The sequence below is a fragment of the Nonomuraea sp. NPDC049625 genome (assembly GCF_040675285.1).
GTDB lineage: Bacteria > Actinomycetota > Actinomycetes > Streptosporangiales > Streptosporangiaceae > Nonomuraea > Nonomuraea angiospora_A.
The window spans coordinates 107,732-125,297 of sequence record NZ_JBFAOQ010000013.1 but is presented as its reverse complement, the minus strand read 5'-3'; the positions used below and the strand labels follow the sequence as shown (position 1 = coordinate 125,297).

22 protein-coding genes are annotated in these 17,566 nt (G+C 69.6%); 14 read left to right on the top strand and 8 right to left on the bottom strand.

The window, feature by feature from the left end; all coding sequences use genetic code 11:
• Positions 1-22 precede the first annotated feature (22 nt).
• Positions 23-517 carry an acyl-CoA thioesterase gene (locus AB0J87_RS42995; RefSeq protein ID WP_363976183.1) on the bottom strand — a complete coding sequence of 165 codons (495 nt, stop codon included), beginning with the start codon at positions 515-517 and terminating at the stop codon, positions 23-25.
• Positions 495-833: a hypothetical protein gene (locus tag AB0J87_RS42990; protein WP_350729606.1), complete on the bottom strand. Its 339-nt coding sequence runs from the start codon at positions 831-833 to the stop codon at positions 495-497. Before AB0J87_RS42990 ends, AB0J87_RS42995 begins: the two co-directional genes overlap by 23 nt.
• A gap of 125 nt (positions 834-958) precedes the next feature.
• Here AB0J87_RS42990 and AB0J87_RS42985 point away from each other — a divergent pair, with 125 nt between their 5' ends.
• From AB0J87_RS42985 to AB0J87_RS42970, 4 genes are read left to right on the top strand one after another with little or no spacing between them, the layout of a single operon-like run.
• The gene (locus tag AB0J87_RS42985) at positions 959-1,936 is read left to right on the top strand and encodes an NAD(P)-dependent alcohol dehydrogenase (RefSeq protein ID WP_363976179.1); all 978 of its coding nucleotides are present in this window, start codon (positions 959-961) and stop codon (positions 1,934-1,936) included.
• Complete coding sequence (locus AB0J87_RS42980) at positions 1,933-2,466, top strand: class I SAM-dependent methyltransferase (protein ID WP_363976176.1); 534 nt, start codon at positions 1,933-1,935, stop codon at positions 2,464-2,466. The genes AB0J87_RS42985 and AB0J87_RS42980 overlap by 4 nt, the downstream gene beginning before the upstream one ends.
• Complete coding sequence (locus AB0J87_RS42975; RefSeq protein ID WP_363976173.1) at positions 2,459-2,905, top strand: NUDIX domain-containing protein; 447 nt, start codon at positions 2,459-2,461, stop codon at positions 2,903-2,905. The genes AB0J87_RS42980 and AB0J87_RS42975 overlap by 8 nt, the downstream gene beginning before the upstream one ends.
• Positions 2,906-2,947: 42 nt before the next feature.
• A complete protein-coding gene (locus AB0J87_RS42970) occupies positions 2,948-3,421 on the top strand; it encodes an HIT domain-containing protein (RefSeq protein ID WP_363976169.1) in 474 nt (157 codons plus the stop codon).
• Positions 3,422-3,550: 129 nt separating this feature from the next.
• Here the strand turns inward: AB0J87_RS42970 and AB0J87_RS42965 are convergent, their stop codons facing one another.
• Positions 3,551-4,015: a hypothetical protein gene (locus AB0J87_RS42965; protein ID WP_363976166.1), complete on the bottom strand. Its 465-nt coding sequence runs from the start codon at positions 4,013-4,015 to the stop codon at positions 3,551-3,553.
• A 405-nt stretch (positions 4,016-4,420) separates the two neighbouring features.
• Here AB0J87_RS42965 and AB0J87_RS42960 point away from each other — a divergent pair, with 405 nt between their 5' ends.
• The 3 genes from AB0J87_RS42960 (at position 4,421) to map (ending at position 6,514) form a co-directional block, all read left to right on the top strand.
• Positions 4,421-4,954 carry a PadR family transcriptional regulator gene (locus tag AB0J87_RS42960; protein ID WP_363976163.1) on the top strand — a complete coding sequence of 178 codons (534 nt, stop codon included), beginning with the start codon at positions 4,421-4,423 and terminating at the stop codon, positions 4,952-4,954.
• Complete coding sequence (locus tag AB0J87_RS42955; RefSeq protein WP_363976160.1) at positions 4,951-5,673, top strand: siderophore-interacting protein; 723 nt, start codon at positions 4,951-4,953, stop codon at positions 5,671-5,673. Before AB0J87_RS42960 ends, AB0J87_RS42955 begins: the two co-directional genes overlap by 4 nt.
• Before the next feature lie 73 nt (positions 5,674-5,746).
• Positions 5,747-6,514, top strand: a complete 768-nt coding sequence (map, locus tag AB0J87_RS42950; protein WP_363976157.1) for a type I methionyl aminopeptidase — start codon at positions 5,747-5,749, stop codon at positions 6,512-6,514.
• On the opposite strand, the gene AB0J87_RS42945 is transcribed toward map, so the two are convergent.
• Positions 6,501-6,698: a hypothetical protein gene (locus AB0J87_RS42945; RefSeq protein WP_363976154.1), complete on the bottom strand. Its 198-nt coding sequence runs from the start codon at positions 6,696-6,698 to the stop codon at positions 6,501-6,503. The two genes, map and AB0J87_RS42945, sit on opposite strands and share 14 nt — an antisense overlap.
• A gap of 308 nt (positions 6,699-7,006) precedes the next feature.
• On the opposite strand from AB0J87_RS42945, the gene AB0J87_RS42940 reads away from it, so the two are divergent.
• Entirely contained in the window at positions 7,007-7,270 is a 264-nt protein-coding gene (locus tag AB0J87_RS42940) for a hypothetical protein (protein WP_192787646.1), read from the top strand.
• 205 nt (positions 7,271-7,475) lie between these two features.
• Complete coding sequence (locus AB0J87_RS42935) at positions 7,476-7,739, top strand: hypothetical protein (RefSeq protein ID WP_355208778.1); 264 nt, start codon at positions 7,476-7,478, stop codon at positions 7,737-7,739.
• Positions 7,740-7,985: 246 nt separating this feature from the next.
• Here the strand turns inward: AB0J87_RS42935 and AB0J87_RS42930 are convergent, their stop codons facing one another.
• Complete coding sequence (locus AB0J87_RS42930) at positions 7,986-8,912, bottom strand: adenosine deaminase (RefSeq protein WP_363976149.1); 927 nt, start codon at positions 8,910-8,912, stop codon at positions 7,986-7,988.
• A gap of 88 nt (positions 8,913-9,000) precedes the next feature.
• On the opposite strand from AB0J87_RS42930, the gene AB0J87_RS42925 reads away from it, so the two are divergent.
• Positions 9,001-10,158 (top strand): helix-turn-helix domain-containing protein, encoded by a 1,158-nt coding sequence (locus AB0J87_RS42925; protein ID WP_363976146.1) that lies wholly within the window; start codon positions 9,001-9,003, stop codon positions 10,156-10,158.
• On the opposite strand, the gene AB0J87_RS42920 is transcribed toward AB0J87_RS42925, so the two are convergent.
• On the bottom strand, positions 10,114-11,307 hold the full coding sequence (locus AB0J87_RS42920; RefSeq protein ID WP_363976143.1) for an amidohydrolase family protein: 1,194 nt from the start codon (positions 11,305-11,307) through the stop codon (positions 10,114-10,116). The two genes, AB0J87_RS42925 and AB0J87_RS42920, sit on opposite strands and share 45 nt — an antisense overlap.
• A 219-nt stretch (positions 11,308-11,526) precedes the next feature.
• Here AB0J87_RS42920 and AB0J87_RS42915 point away from each other — a divergent pair, with 219 nt between their 5' ends.
• Genes AB0J87_RS42915 through AB0J87_RS42900 form a run of 4 tightly spaced genes read left to right on the top strand, consistent with a single transcriptional unit; the run spans position 11,527 to position 14,844 of the window.
• Positions 11,527-12,579 (top strand): ABC transporter substrate-binding protein, encoded by a 1,053-nt coding sequence (locus tag AB0J87_RS42915; RefSeq protein ID WP_355208788.1) that lies wholly within the window; start codon positions 11,527-11,529, stop codon positions 12,577-12,579.
• On the top strand, positions 12,576-13,328 hold the full coding sequence (locus AB0J87_RS42910; RefSeq protein WP_350729627.1) for an ABC transporter ATP-binding protein: 753 nt from the start codon (positions 12,576-12,578) through the stop codon (positions 13,326-13,328). Before AB0J87_RS42915 ends, AB0J87_RS42910 begins: the two co-directional genes overlap by 4 nt.
• Complete coding sequence (locus AB0J87_RS42905) at positions 13,325-14,074, top strand: ABC transporter permease subunit (RefSeq protein ID WP_350729629.1); 750 nt, start codon at positions 13,325-13,327, stop codon at positions 14,072-14,074. The genes AB0J87_RS42910 and AB0J87_RS42905 overlap by 4 nt, the downstream gene beginning before the upstream one ends.
• On the top strand, positions 14,071-14,844 hold the full coding sequence (locus AB0J87_RS42900) for an ABC transporter permease subunit (protein ID WP_355208791.1): 774 nt from the start codon (positions 14,071-14,073) through the stop codon (positions 14,842-14,844). Before AB0J87_RS42905 ends, AB0J87_RS42900 begins: the two co-directional genes overlap by 4 nt.
• Before the next feature lie 133 nt (positions 14,845-14,977).
• Here AB0J87_RS42900 and AB0J87_RS42895 read toward each other — a convergent pair whose 3' ends face one another.
• On the bottom strand, positions 14,978-15,751 hold the full coding sequence (locus AB0J87_RS42895; protein ID WP_363976137.1) for a CAP domain-containing protein: 774 nt from the start codon (positions 15,749-15,751) through the stop codon (positions 14,978-14,980).
• A 198-nt stretch (positions 15,752-15,949) separates the two neighbouring features.
• Entirely contained in the window at positions 15,950-17,494 is a 1,545-nt protein-coding gene (gene dacB, locus AB0J87_RS42890; protein ID WP_363976134.1) for a D-alanyl-D-alanine carboxypeptidase/D-alanyl-D-alanine-endopeptidase, read from the bottom strand.
• Between the last annotated feature and the right edge of the window lie 72 nt (positions 17,495-17,566).

The window sequence follows — 17,566 nt, the reverse complement described above, 5'->3', positions numbered from 1 at the left end:
GGATTTTCACCCGCCCCGGAACTCAGAGTCCAGGGTTTTGTGCATTCTGCTCGAAGATTTCTTCAGGGGCCGAATTTGCGGTGAGGCCGAGGAGTTCGGGTTTGGCGGCTCTCGTGTGCCACTCGCGGTCGGGATCGGGCACCAGCCGGCGGGTCTTCAGGTCGAGCAGGCCGCTCACGTGGCTCACCTCGGCCGCCACGGTGCCGTCCACGCGCCGCAGGAGATGGTGCACCCGGTAGGTCTTCCCGCCGCTCCACTCCCAGTCGCAGGTGACGTCCACCTCGTCGCCGCCGCGCAGCTCGCGGTGGTATTTGATGACGGTCTCGAGGTTGACGGGGCCGAGGCCGCTGTCGAGCAGTTCCTCGACCGACACCCCGGCGGCCCGGACGCAGGCGAAGCGGGCGTGGTCGGCGTACTGGATGTAGAAGCCGCCGTTGAGGTGGAGCTGCGGGTCGATCTCGTAGATGCGGACCTCGAGGCGGACGCTGAAGGGCTCAGTCACGGGGCTGTGCGTCATCGGGGGCTCCTTGTTCGGCCAGCCAGTGCAGCGAACGTTCGGTGAGATAGCGGCGACCGTCCTCGCGGACCTCCAGCCAGTCGCCGCGGGCCCAGCCGCCGGCGGCCTGGGGGGAGAAGCCGTGCTTGCGGAACAACGCGCTGGCTTCAGCCCTGGTCAGGCCATCGCGCCCCCATTCGGCGATGAGCGCTCGATGCCGGCTGTCTGCTGGGGGTTGAGCCGGATCGGCCGAGATCGCATCCGCCAGCGCCGCGAATCCGGCGCTGATCTGGCGTAGCGCCGCGGCTATCTGATCTTTCTGCGGCCATGGCTCCATGTTCATAGGTTAGCAATTGCTACCGATTGGTGAGCATTGTCGATGGCGATCGGCGGGTGTTACCGTCTTTCATGTGTAAGAAGAATCTTACACGTGACCAAAGACTCTGACCAGGGAGCATCGCCATGAAGGCCGTCCGCTACCACTCCTACGGCTCGCCCGACGTCATCAAGCTCCTGGACGTCGACAAACCCGAGATCGGCGACGATGACGTGCTGGTCCGCGTCCGGGCGGCCTCCGTCAACGCGGGGGACTGGCACCTCCTGCGCGGCCTGCCCTACATCTTCAGGGCGCAGGCCGGGCTGACCCGCCCCAAGGCCCACCTGCTGGGCGGCGACCTGGCCGGGGAGGTCGTGGCGGCCGGCAGGAGCGTCACCGCGCTGCGGCCCGGCGACGAGGTGTACGGCTTCTGCCGTGGCGCGTTCGCCGAGTACGTGGCCGTTCCGGCGGAGGGGTTCGTGGTGCGGAAGCCCGCCGGGCTGACGTTCGAGGAGGCGGCGGCCGTGCCGGTGGCGGCCGTCACCGCGTTACAGGCCCTCCGTGACAAGGCGCAGGTCAGGGCCGGGCAGAAGGTGCTGGTCAATGGCGCGGGGGGCGGGGTGGGGCCGTTCGCGGTGCAGATCGCCAAGGCCCTGGGCGCGGAGGTCACCGGCGTGTGCGGGCCCGGGAACGTGGAGATCGTACGCTCGATCGGGGCCGATCACGTCGTCGACTACACCAAGGAGGACTTCGCGCGCAGCGGCGAGCGCTACGACGTCATCCTCGACAACGTGGCCAACCGCTCCCTGGCGGACTGCAGGCGCGTGCTCGCCCCTCAGGGGATCTATCTGCACAACAGCGGCGACAAGGGCGGGCGCTGGGTGGGGGTCATGACCCGCATCATCCACGTGATGGTGTCGTCCCTGTTCGTACGGCAGAGCCTGCGCGCCGGATACGTGGCCGACGAGAACACGGACGATCTCGTAGCCCTGCGCGACCTGCTCGAAGCGGGGAAGATCAGGCCGGTCATCGACCGGACCCACCCGCTGAGCGAGGTCCCCGAGGCGATCGGCTACATCGAGCACGGCCACGCCCGGGGCAAGGTCGTCATCACCATGGCATGACGGCGGGATTGACCCCGCCCCAGCCGGCCGACGTCCTCGACGTCGGCTGTGGCACCGGGTCCCTGTCCATGCTGCTGGCCGCGGCCGGGCACCGGGTGACCGGCGTGGACGTGGCGCCACGGATGATCGAGCAGGCCCGCGCCAAGCTGTCGTCCGCCGGGCTCGCGGGGCGGTTCCTGGTCGGCGACGCCGCCGCCCCGCCCACCGGCGACGACCGCTTCGACGTGGTGCTCTGCCGGCACCTGGTGTGGACCCTGAACGACCCCGAGGCGGCGCTGCGCGAGTGGGTCGGCCGCCTGCGCCCGTCCGGCAGGCTCGTGCTCGTGGAGGGACGTTGGCGGGAGACCGGGCACCCCTACGTGGAGGGAGCCGGATCGCTGCCCTGGAACGGCGGTCTCGGCGCCGCCGACCTGGCCGCCGCCGTCCGCCCGCTGGTCGCCGACCTGCGCGTCGAGCCGCTCAGCGACGACATCGACCTTTGGGGCGGTCCCGTGCACGACGAGCGCTATGCGATCATCGCCTATGCCTGACAGAACGATCCGCGACACGGCCCTCTGTTACATCGTCCGGGATGACAAGCTGCTCGTGTTCCGCCACGTGGACTACAGCCCCGAGGAAGTGGGCGTGCAGGTCCCCGCGGGGGGCATCAGGGAGGGGGAGGACCCTCGGGACGCGGCGCTCAGGGAGGCGCGGGAGGAGACCGGGCTCCACGATTTCACCGTCGTGCGGAAACTCGGCGTGGCGGAGTATGACATAACCCCCTACCGCGCCGAGCTCCAGCGCCGCCACATCTTCCAGCTGGCCCTGCACGAAGAGACCCCGGATCGGTGGGCGAGCCGCGAGGACCATGACGGGAACGAGCCGCCCACGCGGTTCGAGTGCTTCTGGATCCCGCTGGAGCACGGCCACGTGCTGCAATCCGGCCAGGGCGCGCTCCTCCACCGCCTGTTCGAGCAGGACGCCGGATAATCGGTTGAGCGGGTTCCGGGCGGGCTGCGAGCATCGTGATCCGTGACGGACACCGAGGCCGGGCGCGGCGCCGACGGCCTGAGCGGCGGCACGTGCGTCTTCTGCCGGATCGTCGAAGGCACCGAGCCCTCGCAGACGATCCACGAGGACGACCACACGATCGCTTTCCTCAACCTCGCCCAGGCCACCAAGGGGCACACGCTCGTCGTGCCGAGAGCGCATCACCGGGATCTGACGGACATCCCGCTCGACGAGGCGGCCCACGTCATGCGGACCACCGTGGAGGTGGGGCGCCGGCTCACGGGCGCGCTGGGGGCGAAGGGGGTCAATCTGTGGCACGCGAGCGGTGAGACCGCCTGGCAGAGCGTCTTCCATTTCCACATTCACGTGGTCCCGCGCTACACGGACACGGATCTCACGCCTCCGTGGACGGAGATCGAGCATCCGGTCGAGTCGCTGCGGGGGTTGGGGGCGGAGATCCGCCGGTTCCGGTCAGCGCCCCGCCGCCTCTCCTGAAGCGGCGGGGCACTCACCCGTCAATCAGTTCTCGCCGAACTTCCCGGCCCCGGCGTCGTACCTGTCCATGCCATCGCCCACGCCGGCCAGGTCGATGCCCCCGTTGCCGGAAAGCAGGTCGTCGCCCGACTACATCTCGATCACGTTGCCGGAGCCGCCGATGGTGGCGGCCCCGTTCCCCGAGATGAGGTTGTCCCGCCCCGGCGCCAGGTTCGCCCGCATCGGCAGGCGCGTACGGTTCCGCAGCGTGTCGTCGCCCGGCCCGGTGACCGCCACGATCGACTCGATCTCGTCTGCCGGGCAGGCCACCCGGTTGGCGCTCTCCCGCCTGCACGGCGCGGACGCTTCGATCCTGTCGCCGGCGTTCGAAACGATCACCCAGCGGCCGGACAGGGACAGGTCGATGTTGTCGGACGCGTCGCCCCCGTAGACGTACAGTTCCGAACCGGACACGCTCACGTCGGTCGTGGCGTGCGCCGGCCCGGCGACGGCCAGCAGCGAGGCGGCCAGCGTCCCTCCCACGGCCAGCGCCCGCACGCCGTGCGCGCGCAGAGCGCGGATCCGCGGCCGCTTGCCGTTCCCCCGTGTACTCATCAATTCCCCCAGTGTTGGATGGCTCGCCCCGCGTGTCCGGGACCTTGGATGAGTACGGCGCCACGACGGCCGCGCTCCTGTGACGAAGCGGAGACACGTTCTGTGGTTTTGCCATGTTCGCCGAGGAGCCGGGCATAGGACAGGCCATAGCCTTGTTTTCAGGCGTCCGTCATAGCGAGCGTGGACGGAAGAGGGGCGTACGGTGCGCACACGCCCTCCGGCAACAAACGACTCCACACCTTCCACAACAGCACCGTTAGCCTCCATACCCCCGACAGTGGCATCACCAACCGCCACCACAATCTCCGAAGAAGAGCCCTGTCCTGCGGCTTTACCGGGTGGCCGGGCCGCGATGGGCTCGATCGACAGTTGCTTAGCTATATCGTTCGATATAGCATCCGAGCCATGATGCACGCGCGTCGCGGCCCCGAGCGGGGCCCCACCGGGCGCTTCTTCGGTCCTGGCGAGCTTCGCCTGGCCATCCTGGCCCTGATCGTCGAGCGGCCCGGCCACGGTTACGAGGTCATGGGCCGCCTCGCCGACCGCTTCAACGGCACCTACGAGCCCAGCGCCGGCTCCATCTACCCCACCCTCCAGCTGCTCGAGGACGAAGGACTGGTACGCGTCGAGCAGACGGACGGCCGCAAGGTCTACCACGTCACCGAGGACGGCAGGCGGGCGGCCGAGGAGCAGGCCGACGTGATCGAGCGGCTGTGGGGGCGGGCGGCCAGCAGGGGCGAGTGGGGGATGTTCCGCGAGCCCGAGGCCGCCGAGATCGTCGGGCCGGCGTTGCGCCTGGTCAAAGCCGCCGTGAAGGCGCTGGCCCACGCGCACGGCGACCCGGCCGTGGTCGAGCGCATCCAGGAGGTCTTCGTGGAGGCCCGCCGCAGGATCGAGGAGCTGGACACCAGGAGACGGCCATGGAAGGAGGCGCCATGAGGCGGAGCGTCGCACGGCGGTTACTCGACCGGATGTTCCTCACCGGCGAGGTGGTCGAGGTCGAGGAGGTGACCGCCCGCATGCGGCGGGTCAGGATCGGGGGAGAGGCGCTCGCCGGCCTGGAATGGACGCCCGGCCAGCACGTACGCCTCTTCATCGGCGACGGCGGCGGCCTGCTGGGCGGCGTCCTGCGCACTTACTCGATCTGGCGGCACGACCCGGCCTGGGAGGCCATCGACCTGATCGGCTACGACCACGGCGGCGACTCGCCGGGCGCCTCCTGGATCAGGACCGCCGAGCCCGGCATGGAGATCTCCTTCACCAGGCCGGACGGCAGTTTCGTCACGCAGGAAGCCCGTTACCACCTGTTCGCGGGCGAGGAGACGGCCTCGGTGGCGTTCGGCGCGATGTTGCGGGCGCTCCCGGAAGGCGTCGCGGCATACGGCGCGGTGGAGGCCGAAGGGCCGGGCGACCATCTGGAGCTGCCCAAGGAGCTGGTCAAGGTGTGCCGGGGTGGCAAGCCGGCGGCCAGGTCGGAGGTCCTGGTCAACGCCGTCAGGGAGCTGGACCTGCCGGACGGGCCCGGCGTGGCCTACCTGGCCGGGGAGGCGCGCACGATCCAGGCCATCCGTGCCCACCTGGTCAACGAGCGCGGCTGGCAGCGCAGGGACGTCCGTACGAAGCCCTTCTGGACGCCCGGCAGAAAGGGGCTCGACTAGAGCGGTGCGACAGGCCCTCGTAGCGTGATAGTAATACCGGTATAGTTATTGGTAACGCATGCGAGGAGGGGCCGTGATCGAGCTGAAGAGTGCTGGAGAGATCGACGCGATGCGGGAGGCGGGGCGGGTCGTCGCCGCCGTCCACGCCGCGGTGCGCGAGCGGGCCGCCGTCGGCGTCTCGCTGAAGGCGCTCGACGAGGTGGCCCGGACGGTCATCGAGGACGCTAAGGCGGGAGCGTCCTTCCTCGGCTACCACCCGTCGTTCGGCGCGACCCCGTACCCGGGGGTGATCTGCACGTCCGTGAACGGGGTCATGCTGCACGGCCTGCCGAGCCCGTACCGGCTGCGTGACGGCGACCTGATCAGCGTCGACTGCGGCGCGTTCGTGGACGGGTGGCACGCCGACGGCACGGTCAGCTTCGCGGTCGGCGAGCAGCGCGCGGAGGACCTCAAGCTCATCAGGGTCGCCGAGGAGACGCTGGCCGCCGGCATCGAGGCGGCCGTGCCCGGCGGCCGGATGGGAGACATCGGCCACGCCATGTCCACGGTCGGGCGCGGTGCGGGATACGGCATGCAGAACGACTTCGGCGGCCACGGCATCGGGCGGGCCATGCACGAGTCGCCGTTCGTGCCCAACGAGGCCCGCGCGGGACGCGGGATGCGACTGCGGCCCGGCCTGGTGATCGCGATCGAGCCGAGCCTGATGGCCGGGGGCGACGACGAGTACTACATGTCCGAGGACGGCTGGTCGGTGTGCTCGGGAGACGGCAGCAGGAGCGTGCACGTCGAGCACACGGTCGCCATCACCGCGGACGGCCCGGTCATCCTCACCGTGCCGTAGGCCCCCGCATCCCGAACGGGAACCTGGCGCGCCGCACCAGCGGCGCGAGCAGCAGCGAGAACGTGAGCGGCCCAGATCGCGCGGAGTGCCGCGCCGACGAACGTGATCCGTGGAAGTCGTCCTGGGAGCCGAACGCCGGCGACGCGTGGAAGAACACCAGCCCGACCAGCACCAGGGCACGCATCACGTCGAGTTCGGGGCGGTCGGATGGGGCGGGTCGTTACGCATGGTCATGATCACCGCCCGTATGTACCAGTCTGAGGTCCCGAATGCGCCCGCGCCATGGTCTGTGGCGAGGTGGGAAAAGGTACAGGAGTCACCACGGGGAAGCACTGCCACGTCAAGATCGACGATCTGTATATCGGTTCGGCCATGCGCGCCATTTCGCCAGGTCAAGAGCGAAATTGTGGGCGTTTGTCGAAGTTGGGGGCCGGGGACATTCACTCTCGGCAGCTACGGAGAGTAGTGGACATGTACCAGAGAGGAATCGATATGTACAGACATGGGCTCGTTCTGGCCGGCCTCGTCGCCGGGATGGCTGTGTTCGGCGGCTCCGCGTTCGCGGCCACCACCGGCTTTCCGAAGGACCACGACGACAACAGGAAGATCCTGTTCGTCTGTGGCGACGACAACTACATCGCCGGCGGCGACATCAACAAGAACGAGAACAAGCTGCTGAACATCGAGACCGGCGACATCCTCGGCATCCTCAGCGCCCACAGCGAGGACGACAACCGGAAGTGCACGCTCGCTTAAGCAGTCTCCTCAGCGGTTGAGAAACGTAACCACGGGGCCCGCCTGTCAGGCCGGGCCCCTTGGTCTTGCTCAACCACTCGTCTGTGAGAGAAGCGCCCGCAGGGTCAAAAGTGAAAATTGTGGGCGTTTGTCGCAGTCGAGCGTCGGGGACATCTCCCTCCGACAGCTACGGAGAGTAGTTGAAATGCATCAGAGAGGAATCGACATGTACAGACATGGACTCGTTCTGGCCGGCCTCGTCGCCGGGATGGCCGTGTTCGGCGGCTCCGCGTTCGCGGCCACCACCGGTTTCCCGAAGGACCACGACGACAACAGGAAGATCCTGTTCGTCTGTGGCGACGACAACCTCATCGCCGGCGGCGACATCAACACGAACGAGAACAGCCTGCTGAGCGTCAAGACCGGCGACATCCTCGACATCCTCAGCCGTCACGACGAGAACGACAACCGGAAGTGCACGCTCGCCTAAGTAGTCTCTTCGGCGGTTGAGAAACGTGACCACGGGGCCCGCCCGCAGGGTCGGGCCTCACGGTCTCGCCCAGTCTCGTCTGTGAGAGAGGCCTCGCGCAGGTGGTCGGCCCGCACTTCGAATCCGCGTCCGTCACCCACGCAGGGCCACTCGGAGGCGGTGGTTGCGAACACCTCGCCAGAACAGCGATGCCGCTACCGGACCTGCTCCTCGGCGGCCGATGCCGAGGGGCAGGTCCCCGTAGTCTCACGCTTCGTACGCGAACGAAGCATCGAAGGAGTTGCGGGCGATCCGGTCGAGCTGCTCGTCCGTCATCCCCAGCTCCCGCTGGAGCGCCGCGTAGTTGTCCTCGACGTAACCGCCGAAGTACGCGGGGTCGTCCGAGTTGACGGTCACGACGAGCCCTTCGTCCAGCATCGCGGGCAGGATGTGGTCACGCAGGGACGGCACGGCGCGCAGCCGTACGTTCGACAGCGGGCACACCGTCAGCGGGATCCGCTCGTCCCTGAGCCTGGCCACGAGCTGCGGGTCCTCCATGGCCCTGATCCCGTGGTCCACCCGCTCGACGCGCAGGATGTCCAGCGCCTCCCACACGTAGTCGGGACCGCCCTCCTCGCCCGCGTGCGCCACCCGGTGCAGCCCTTCGGCGGCCGCGATCTCGAAGACCCGCCTGAACAGCGACGGCGGGTAGCCCACCTCCGCCGAGTCCAGCCCCACCCCGATGAACGACTCCCGGTACGGCAGCGCCGCCCGCAGCACCTGCTCGGCCTCGTCCGCCCCCTGGTCACGCAGGAAACACAGGATCAGCGCGGCCGACACGCCGCCGTCCTTCAGGGCCGCCGACAGCCCGCCGAACACCACCTCCAGCGGCACGCCCCGGCTCAGGTGCGCCTGCGGGTCGAAGAAGATCTCCGCGTGCCGCACGCCCTGCTCCTTGGCCCGTCGCAGGTAGGCGGCGGCGAGGTCGTAGAAGTCCTCCTCGGTGCGCAGGACCGCCATGTGCTCGTAGTAGAGGTCCAGGAAGGACTGCAGGTCGGTGAAGGAGTAGCGGGAGCGGATGGCGTCCACGTCGAAGGTCGGCAGGTCGATCCGGTTACGCCGGGCCAGCTCGACGACGAGCTCTGGCTCGAGGGTGCCTTCGATGTGCAGATGGAGCTCTGCTTTGGGACGCATGACCACGAGTAAACCCGACACCGCGAGGTCGGAGTATCGTGCGAACCTCTGAACTCTTGGGTTTTGAGCTGGCATAACATCAGATTTCATGAGGCTGTCGGACCTGCTCGCGCGCGACGACCTGCGGCTGACGCTTGTGACGGGTCACGAGGAGGTCGACCGCGAGATCCGGCGCGCGTACCCGACGGACCTGCCCGACCCGCGACGCTACCTGCAGTCCGGCGACCTCGTGCTCACCAGCGGCGTCTGGTACGGCGAGCCGGCCGACTGCGAGCGGTTCGCCGACGCGCTGTGGGCCACCGACGCCGCCGGCCTGGTCGTGGGGCTGATCGTGCTGGGAGAGCTGCCCGAGGAGCTGGTCAAGGCGTGCGAACGGCGCCGGCTGCCGCTGCTCCTGGCCGCTCCCGACCAGTCGTTCGGCGTGATCACGCAGGTCGTGACGGCCGAGGGGTTCGCGACCGAGCAGCGCAGGGCCGAACGGGTGAGGGCGCAGACGCTGCTCGACGTGCTGGGCCACATCCCGCCGGGCGAGGTCTCCGCGCACTTGCGGCTGCTCGGCGCCGACCCGGGCCTGCCGACCGCCGCCATGGCGGTCACGCGGACGGGACCGGTGAATGACGATTACGACCTGCCCGAGGTCCTGCACGAGGGCCTGGCCAGGAGGGGCCGGCACCTGATCGTCGGCGGCACCTCGCAGGAGGCGATCGTGCTGGTCAACGGCCGGGCGTCGCGCAAGAGCCTGGCCGACGAGCTGCGCGGCCTGGTGGCGGAGCGCCCCGGGCTGAGCATCGCCGCCGGGATCAGCGAGATGGCGGCCAGCGTGTCGCAGCTCGGCGAGGCGCTGGAGACGGCCAGACGGGGCATGGAGTCCGCGCGGGGCGGCCCGGGGCCGGTGTCGATCATGTCGGTGGCCGACATCGACAGCTTCGACCTGCTGATGGCCGCGCTGCCGGCCAGCGTGCGCCGGTCCTTCCGCGATCACCTGCTGGGGCCGGTGGAGGAGTACGACGCGCGGCACGGCTCCGAGCTGCTGCGCACGCTCGACATCTTCCTGGAGACGTGCGGTTCCTGGCAGCGCACCGCCGACGAGCTGTACGTGCACGTCAACACGTTGCGCTACCGCATGCAGCGGATCGAGGAGCTGACCGGGCGGCGCATGTCGTCGATGCGCGACCGTACCGACCTCTACCTGGCGTTGCGGTCAGGGAGAGACGGGCAGGCGGCCCGCGACGACGCGGCCCCGTGAGACCACGGCCACGATGTTCTCCGTGGCCAGGTCCTCGATGCGCTCCCACGGACGCCCGCGCAGCACGACGAAGTCGGCGCCCAGCCCCGGCGCGATCCGCCCCACGGGCATGCCGATCGAGTCGGCCGCGTCGGAGGTGGCCGCCCGCAGCGCGGACTCGGCGTCCATGCCGAGCACCCGCGTCATGTGGACGACCTCGGCGAACTGGTCGCCGAACTGCACGTGGTGGCCGTTGGCGTCGGTGCCGAGCACGAACCGCACGCCCAGCGCGGCGGCCTGGGCCAGCAGCACGTCGCGCCGGGTGATCAGCTCGGCGGCCTTGGCGCTGGCCTCGGGCGTGACGGGGACGCGGCCCTCGGCGATGGCCTCGTTGATCAGCAGCGTCGGCGCGACCGGCGTGCCCCGGGCGGCCAGCGTCTCGGCCAGGTCCTTGCTCATGAGCGTGCCGTGCTCGATCGAGTCGACACCCTCCTCGACGGCCACGCGGATGCCGTCCTCGGAGTGGGCGTGCGATGCCACCAGCATGCCGAGCGCGTGCGCCTCGTCGACGACCGCCCTGATCTCGTCGCGGGTGTAGTTGCGCCAGGCGTTCTTGTCGCCGATCGACAGCACGCCGCCGCTGGTCGTGAGCTTGATGCCGTCCATGCCGGCGCGGGCCCAGGCGCGTACGAGCTTGCGGCACTCGTCGGGGCCGTCCGCCGTGGGCTTGCGCACGGGGAACGCGGGCGGCACGAACAGGTCGTTGTGCCCGGCCGTCATCCCCACCACGCCGTGCACCTGGACGCGCGGCCCGGGCAGCACCCCGGCGTCGAACACCCGGCGCAGCGCGATCTGAGCCTCGTCGCCCGCCAGGTCGCGCAGGGTCGTCACGCCGTGCCGCATGGCCCGCTGGGCGTGGGCGGCGCCGTGCAGCACCTGCTCGTCCCGGGTGGTCACCAGCGGCCAGGTCGCGAAGTCCGGCGGGTCGCCGGGGCCCGCGTAGCCGACCAGGTGCACGTGCGTGTCCACCAGGCCGGGGAGCACGCACAGACCGTCATGGCCGGGCACGGCGTCCGGCTGCACGCTGATGATCCGGTCCGGCTCCCAGCTCAGATCGACTGGGCCGCGATATTCGGTACCGTCCCAAAGGGGGATTCCGTCGAGTCTCATTTCAGGCTCGACGCTACCGGAGCCGCCGGGTGGCTGGAGGGATCTACGGTCCTCGGACGGCGCTCTCGTAGGGACCTACAGGGCTCGCCAGCGGTTTTCCCGCATTCTCCCTGCGTGACGGCTTCCGGTGCCCGGGCGTCCAAAACCACCGTCACACGATGGTAATAATCAATGGATACCGTCCTGACCTGCACGTTCACCGCCGCTCAAGGATGAATTATGGCTATTTCTCTCGATCGCCGCGCGTTCCTGCGGACAACAGGTCTGGCCGGTCTGGCGCTCGGCCTGGCCGCCTGCGGCGAGACCACGGCCGCCGGCGGGGGCGGAGAAACGAGCGGGCTGGGCTCGGTCAAGCTCCAGCTCTCCTGGAAGAAGAACGTCGAGTTCGCCGGCGAGTACTTCGCGGACACCAAGGGTTACTTCAAGGCCGCCGGGTTCTCGCAGGTCGAGCTCCTGTCGGGCGGCGGCTCCGGCACCTCGGTCGAGTCGGGCCTGGCCACGGGCCGCTGCTGGGCGGGCCTGTCCGCGCCCACGATCACCGCCCCGGCCGTCCTGCAGGGCGCCCAGCTGAAGATCGTCGGCGCGACCTTCCAGAAGAACCCGTTCGCGATCGTCTCGCTCAACAAGAACCCGATCAAGGACGCCAAGGACCTCGTCGGCAAGAAGATCGGCGTCCAGGACTCCAACGAGCTGGTCTGGAACGCGCTGCTCAAGGCCAACAACCTCGACCCGTCGAGCGTGACCCGCGTGCCGTTCCAGTCGGACCCCTCGATGCTCACCTCCGGGCAGCTCGACGGTTACGTCGGCTACGTCACCAGCGGTCCCGTACGGCTGCGGATGCAGGGCCACGACCCCGCCTACCTGCTGTTCGCCGACGCCGGCCTGCCGCTGGTCGCCGAGACGTTCACGGTGACGCAGGAGACGATCGACAAGGAGCGCGACAAGCTCAAGGCGTTCCTGACCGCCGAGATCAAGGGCTGGAGGGACGCCGTCGCCGACCCGGCCAAGTCCGCCGAGCTGGCCGCCACCGTCTACGGCAAGGACCAGAACCTCGACGTCAAGGAGCAGACCGAGGAGGCCAAGATGCAGAACGAGCTCGTGGTCACCCCCGACGTCAAGGCCAACGGCCTGTTCACGATGACGCCGGAGCTGATCGAGCAGAACATCGCCTCGCTCGCCAAGGCCGGCCTGACCATCAAGGCCGAGCAGCTGTTCGACCTGACGATCCTGGACGAGATCTACAAGGCCGACCCGAGCCTGAAGCTGTCATGACGGGGATCAGCATCGCGGGGCTGAGCAAGTCCTTCGGCAAGGGAGTGACCGCGCTGCAGGGCGTCGACATCCAGACGCCGAAGGGCTCGTTCCTGTCGCTGCTCGGCCCCTCCGGCTGCGGCAAGTCCACGGTGCTGCGCATCCTCGCCGGGCTGGAGGAGCCCACGTCGGGCGAGATCCGGGTGAACGGCGAGACCCCCGAGGAGCTACGCAGGAGCCACCACCTCGGCATCGCCTTCCAGGACTCCGCGCTGCTGCCCTGGCGCAGCGTCGCGGCCAACATCCGGCTGCCGCTGGAGGTCGCCGGGCTCAAGCCGGAGCCCGGCGTGATCGAGGACCTGATCAAGCTGGTCGGGCTGGAGGGGTTCGAGAAGGCCCGGCCCGCCGAGCTGTCCGGCGGCATGCGGCAGCGCGTGTCCATCGCCCGCGCGCTGGTGGTCAAGCCCAGCGTGCTGCTGCTCGACGAGCCGTTCGGCGCGCTGGACGACATGACCAGGCAGCGGCTCAACCTGGAGCTGCTGCGCATCTGGACCGAGAAGCCCGCCACGACGCTCATGGTCACCCACGGCATCGGCGAGGCCATCTTCCTCTCGGACGTGGTCGCCGTCATGAGCCCGCGCCCGGGGCGGGTCATCGAGATGGTGGAGATCGGGCTGCCCCGGCCCCGCACCCCCGAGATGATGCGTACGCCCGAGTTCCACGCGATCCACGACCACCTCAGCGACCTGCTGTTCGGGCACGGCGCATGAGGCGCGTCCAAGGGCTGCTCGGCGTCGTCGCGCTCGTCGCGCTGTGGTGGCTGCTCGCCGTCACCGTGTTCGCCGGCGGCGGCGCGGTGCCCACCCCGTGGGCGGTGCTGGCCGCCATGGGCGCCGACGGCTGGGCCTTCTACGGCCCGAACGTCTCGGCCACGCTCGGCGCGGCGGTCCAGGGCTTCCTGTGGGGCAACGGGCTGGCCATCGGCGTGGCGCTGCTGGTGCTGCTCGTGCCCCGGCTGGAGGCCGTCGCCACCCAGCTCGCCGTCATCAGCTACTGCATCCCGCTGCTCGCCATCGGCCCCATCGTGCTGGTGGTCTTCGGCGGCGACGCCACCGTGGTCTTCCTCGCCGCCATCTCCGTCTTCTTCACCACGCTCATCGGCGCCCTGCTCGGGCTGCGCTCCGCCGACCGGGCCAGCCTGGACGTCGTCACCGTGTACGGCGGCGGCCGGCTGGCCAGGCTCCGCTACGTGCAGATCATCTCCGCCCTGCCCAGCACGTTCGCGGGCCTGAAGATCTCCGCGCCCTCCGCGCTGCTCGGGGCGATCATCGGCGAGTACCTCGGCAGCAACGACTCCGGGCTGGGCGTCTCCCTGATGATCTCCCAGCAGCAGTTCCAGGTGCCGCGCACGTGGGGGCTCGCGCTCGTGTCCGGGCTGATCGCCGGGCTCGGGTACGCGATCGTCGCCCTCCTCGCGCGCGTGGTCACCCCCTGGTCGAGAGGCGAGTCACAGTGATCGGCCGCACCGTGCTGAGGATCGTCGGGCCGCTGGTTCCCTCCGTGGTCATCGTCGTGGCCGCGTGGTGGGTGGCTCTGGAGGCGTTCGGGATCAGCCCGCTCGTCGGCAAGCGCCCGCCGCAGGTCTGGGAGTACCTGACCTCGTCGGCCGCCCACCGCGAGGCCGTGTTCGGCGCGCTGGGCATCACGATCAGGGACGCGGCCATCGGGTTCGCCACCGGGATGATCGCCGCCATGGTCGTGGCGGTCGCGTTCGTGCTGTTCAGGACCGTCGAGCAGACGTTCATGCCGGTCGCGATGCTGCTGCGGTCGGTGCCGCTCGTGGTGATGACGCCGCTGATCACCCTGATCTTCGGCCGCGACCTGCTGGGCGTGGCCGTGATCGGCGGCATCGTGGTCTTCTTCCCCGCGCTGGTGAACATCGCCTTCGGGCTGCGCTCCGCCTCGCCGCAGGCCACCGACCTGATCATGGCGTACGGTGGGACGCGCCTGACCGTCCTGCGCAAGGTGGCCGTGCCGACCGCGATGCCCTCCGTCTTCGCCTCGGCCCGGATCTCCGTGCCCGCCTCGATCATCGGGGCGCTCATCGCGGAGTGGCTGGCCACGGGGCGGGGGATCGGCGCCGAGATCCTGCGGGCGATCGGCGGCTTCCGCTACGACGAGGTGTGGGCGGACATCGTGGTGGTCACCGCCGTGTCGATCCTGGCGTACGCGGTCGTCGGCGTGGTCGAGTCGCTGGTCCTGGCCCGCTTCTCCGACCGCTCGTAAGCGGGGAGTTTGCGGGCCCGGCCGCGGTCCTGTGTGCGGGGGAGACGCGGCCGGACCCGCTCGGAAGGGAGCGCGTGGGCGTGCGGTGGGATACCGGCGGGTGTGGCCGGTGGAGGCCCGACGCTCCCGTGGCTCAGTGGGTGGCGAGGACCTGGGTCCAGGTCGGTCCCTTGGCGTTGTGCCCGACACCGATGTGGGTGAAGGAGCAGTTGAGGATGTTGGCCCGGTTTCCTGAGCTCTTGAGCCAGCCGCTCATCACGGAGGCCGCGGTGGGCTGGCCCATGGCGATGTTCTCGGCGGCTGAGCTGAAGGAGAAACCGGCGGCCTTGATGCGCCGGTCGAACGTGCGGCCGTCACGTGAGTCGTGCGAGAAGTAGTTGTTCTCCCCCATGTCGGCCGAATGGCGTTCGGCGGCAAGGTGCAGCCTGGGGTCGTGGATGAGGGGGCGGCAGCCCTTCTTCGCCCTGGCCCTGTTCGTGATCTTGACGACCTCCGTCTCGATCGGGGACGCGAAGCCGCCGCCCGACGCGCACGACAGCCTCACGGGGCGCGACCGGCCGCTGCGCCCCTTCGAGTCGACCGCGACCACGTAGTAGCTGCGCGGGGTGGGGGAGCACCGCACGCCTGCGGTGATCCGTCCGGTGCCGACCGTCTTCGAGCCGCTCTTGAGGACCCGGTCGGGGCCCGGCGCGACGACCTGGATGCGTACCCTGAGCCGGGCCCGGTCGGTGCAGCCCGTCCTGGTTGCGGTGCCCTGGACCACGCCCCTGGTCGCGACCGGCTTGGCCGCGACCACGCGGCACGCCTGCGCCGAGGCGGCCTGGGTGACCGCCTGCGCGGCGGTCGCGGGGAAACTCAACGCCGCCAGACTCCCGAGGCAGACGAGTGCCTGGAGCTGTCCGCGCATTCTTTCCTCCGGTTCAGGGCTCGACATTGCGTCGAACCCGCATTCTGGCGCTCCCGAGTCGACGATGTACGGAAATTTCAGACCTAACTTGGAGCTCCAAGTGGCCGAATCGTGATCCAGCTGCCTCGATCCCGGTAAACCACAGCGGCCCCCTGAGCGTCAGAGGGCCGCGCGGTTTCAGGCGATTTCAGGTGATGGCTAGCACTGCACGGGCTTCAGCCAGGAGCATTCGAGGTCGCCCGCCTCGCCCTGCTCCGTGGCGCGGAGCTGCGTGGCGTCGGCGGTCGCGGTGGCGCGCGTGAACTGGGCGAGCCGGATGGCGATCTTGTCCTCGATGTCCTTGGGAGAGCCGGACAGGTACTGGTTCAGCATGATCGAGAAGATCAGCGGCTCGCCCTCGGCGCTCGTGACGTACCCGGACAGCGAGGTCACCCCCGTCAGCGAGCCCGTCTTGGCGTGGACGTTGTTCGCGGCCGGCGTGTTCCGCATCCGGCTGCGCAGGGTGCCGCCCACGAAGCGCTCGGCGTTGCCCGCGATGGGCAGGGACTCGTACCAGGTGGTGAACCAGGGCTTGCTCCGCACCGCCGTCAGCAGCTGCACGATCGAGCCCGGCGAGAAGCCGTCGCGGCGCGACAGGCCGGAGCCGTCCCGCATGTTGATCACCTGCACCCCGTTCGCCTTGGCGAAGTCGGTGCTGACCTTGAGCCCGGCCGACCACGTGCCCTGGTTCGCGACCTTGCGGCCCATGGCCTTGGTGAGGATCTCGGCGTGGATGTTGTTGCTCAGCTTCAGGAACGGGACCAGCAGCTCGCCCAGCGTCATCGACTGGTGCCCGGCCAGCTCCTTGGCCTCGGCCGGGGCCGCGCCCGTGACGGTCGGCCCGAGCACCTTGACGCCGTGCTTGGTCAGCGACGCGCGGAACAGCGACGCGACGTACGCCGTGGGGTCGTCCACGGCCACCCACTCCTGGTACGGGTCCTTCACCGTGCCGGTGATCACGACGGTGCGGCTGTTGTGCTGCCGCTCGATGAGCACGTCGGTCTCCGAGCCCACCGTGGCCTTGTTGACGATCTTCAGGTAGCCGGTCTCCGGGGTGGTGGACACCTTGACCTTGTCGCCGTCGGCGGCCACGGAGACGATCACCGACCCGGCGTCGTAGTCCCTGTCGGGCGAGGCCGTCAGCGCGGAGATGGGCGCCGCGTAGTAGGCGGTCTCGTCGTCCCACGACCAGTCGTTGCCGAGCCGCTGCGAGTCGAACCAGGTGTCGTCGGTCACCAGCTTGCCCGTCACGACCTTGACGCCCGCGGCGGCGACCTTGGCGGCCAGCGCGTCGTAGTCCTCGGCCAGCATGGTCGGGTCGCCGGTCCCGCGCAGCACCAGGTCCCCGGCCAGCAGCGACCCGGCCTTGCGGCCCGAGGAGAGCACGGTGGTGGAGAAGCGGTAGTCGAGCCCGAGGGTCTCGGCGGCCGCGGCGGAGGTGAACAGCTTGGTGTTGGAGGCGGGGGTCAGGAGCTTGCCCGCGTCCGTGGCGTACAGCTCCTCGCCGGTGGCGGCGCTCTTGACGACCACGCCCGCTCTGGCGATCGTGAGCCGGGAGTCGCTGAGGATCTTGTTGATGTCCTGGTTGAGGTCCGCCACGCCGGCGGAGGGCTCCAGGGCGACGGCTGGGGAGGAGGGGCTGGACGCCCACGCGAGGGCCGCGACGAGCGTGCCCGCGACGAGGGATGCTGAGGTGCGCCGCATGGGGGGTCTCCAAATGAATGGGGAATCGCCATGCCAGCGTGGATCACCGCAAGCCAGCTGTAATCCGCAAAT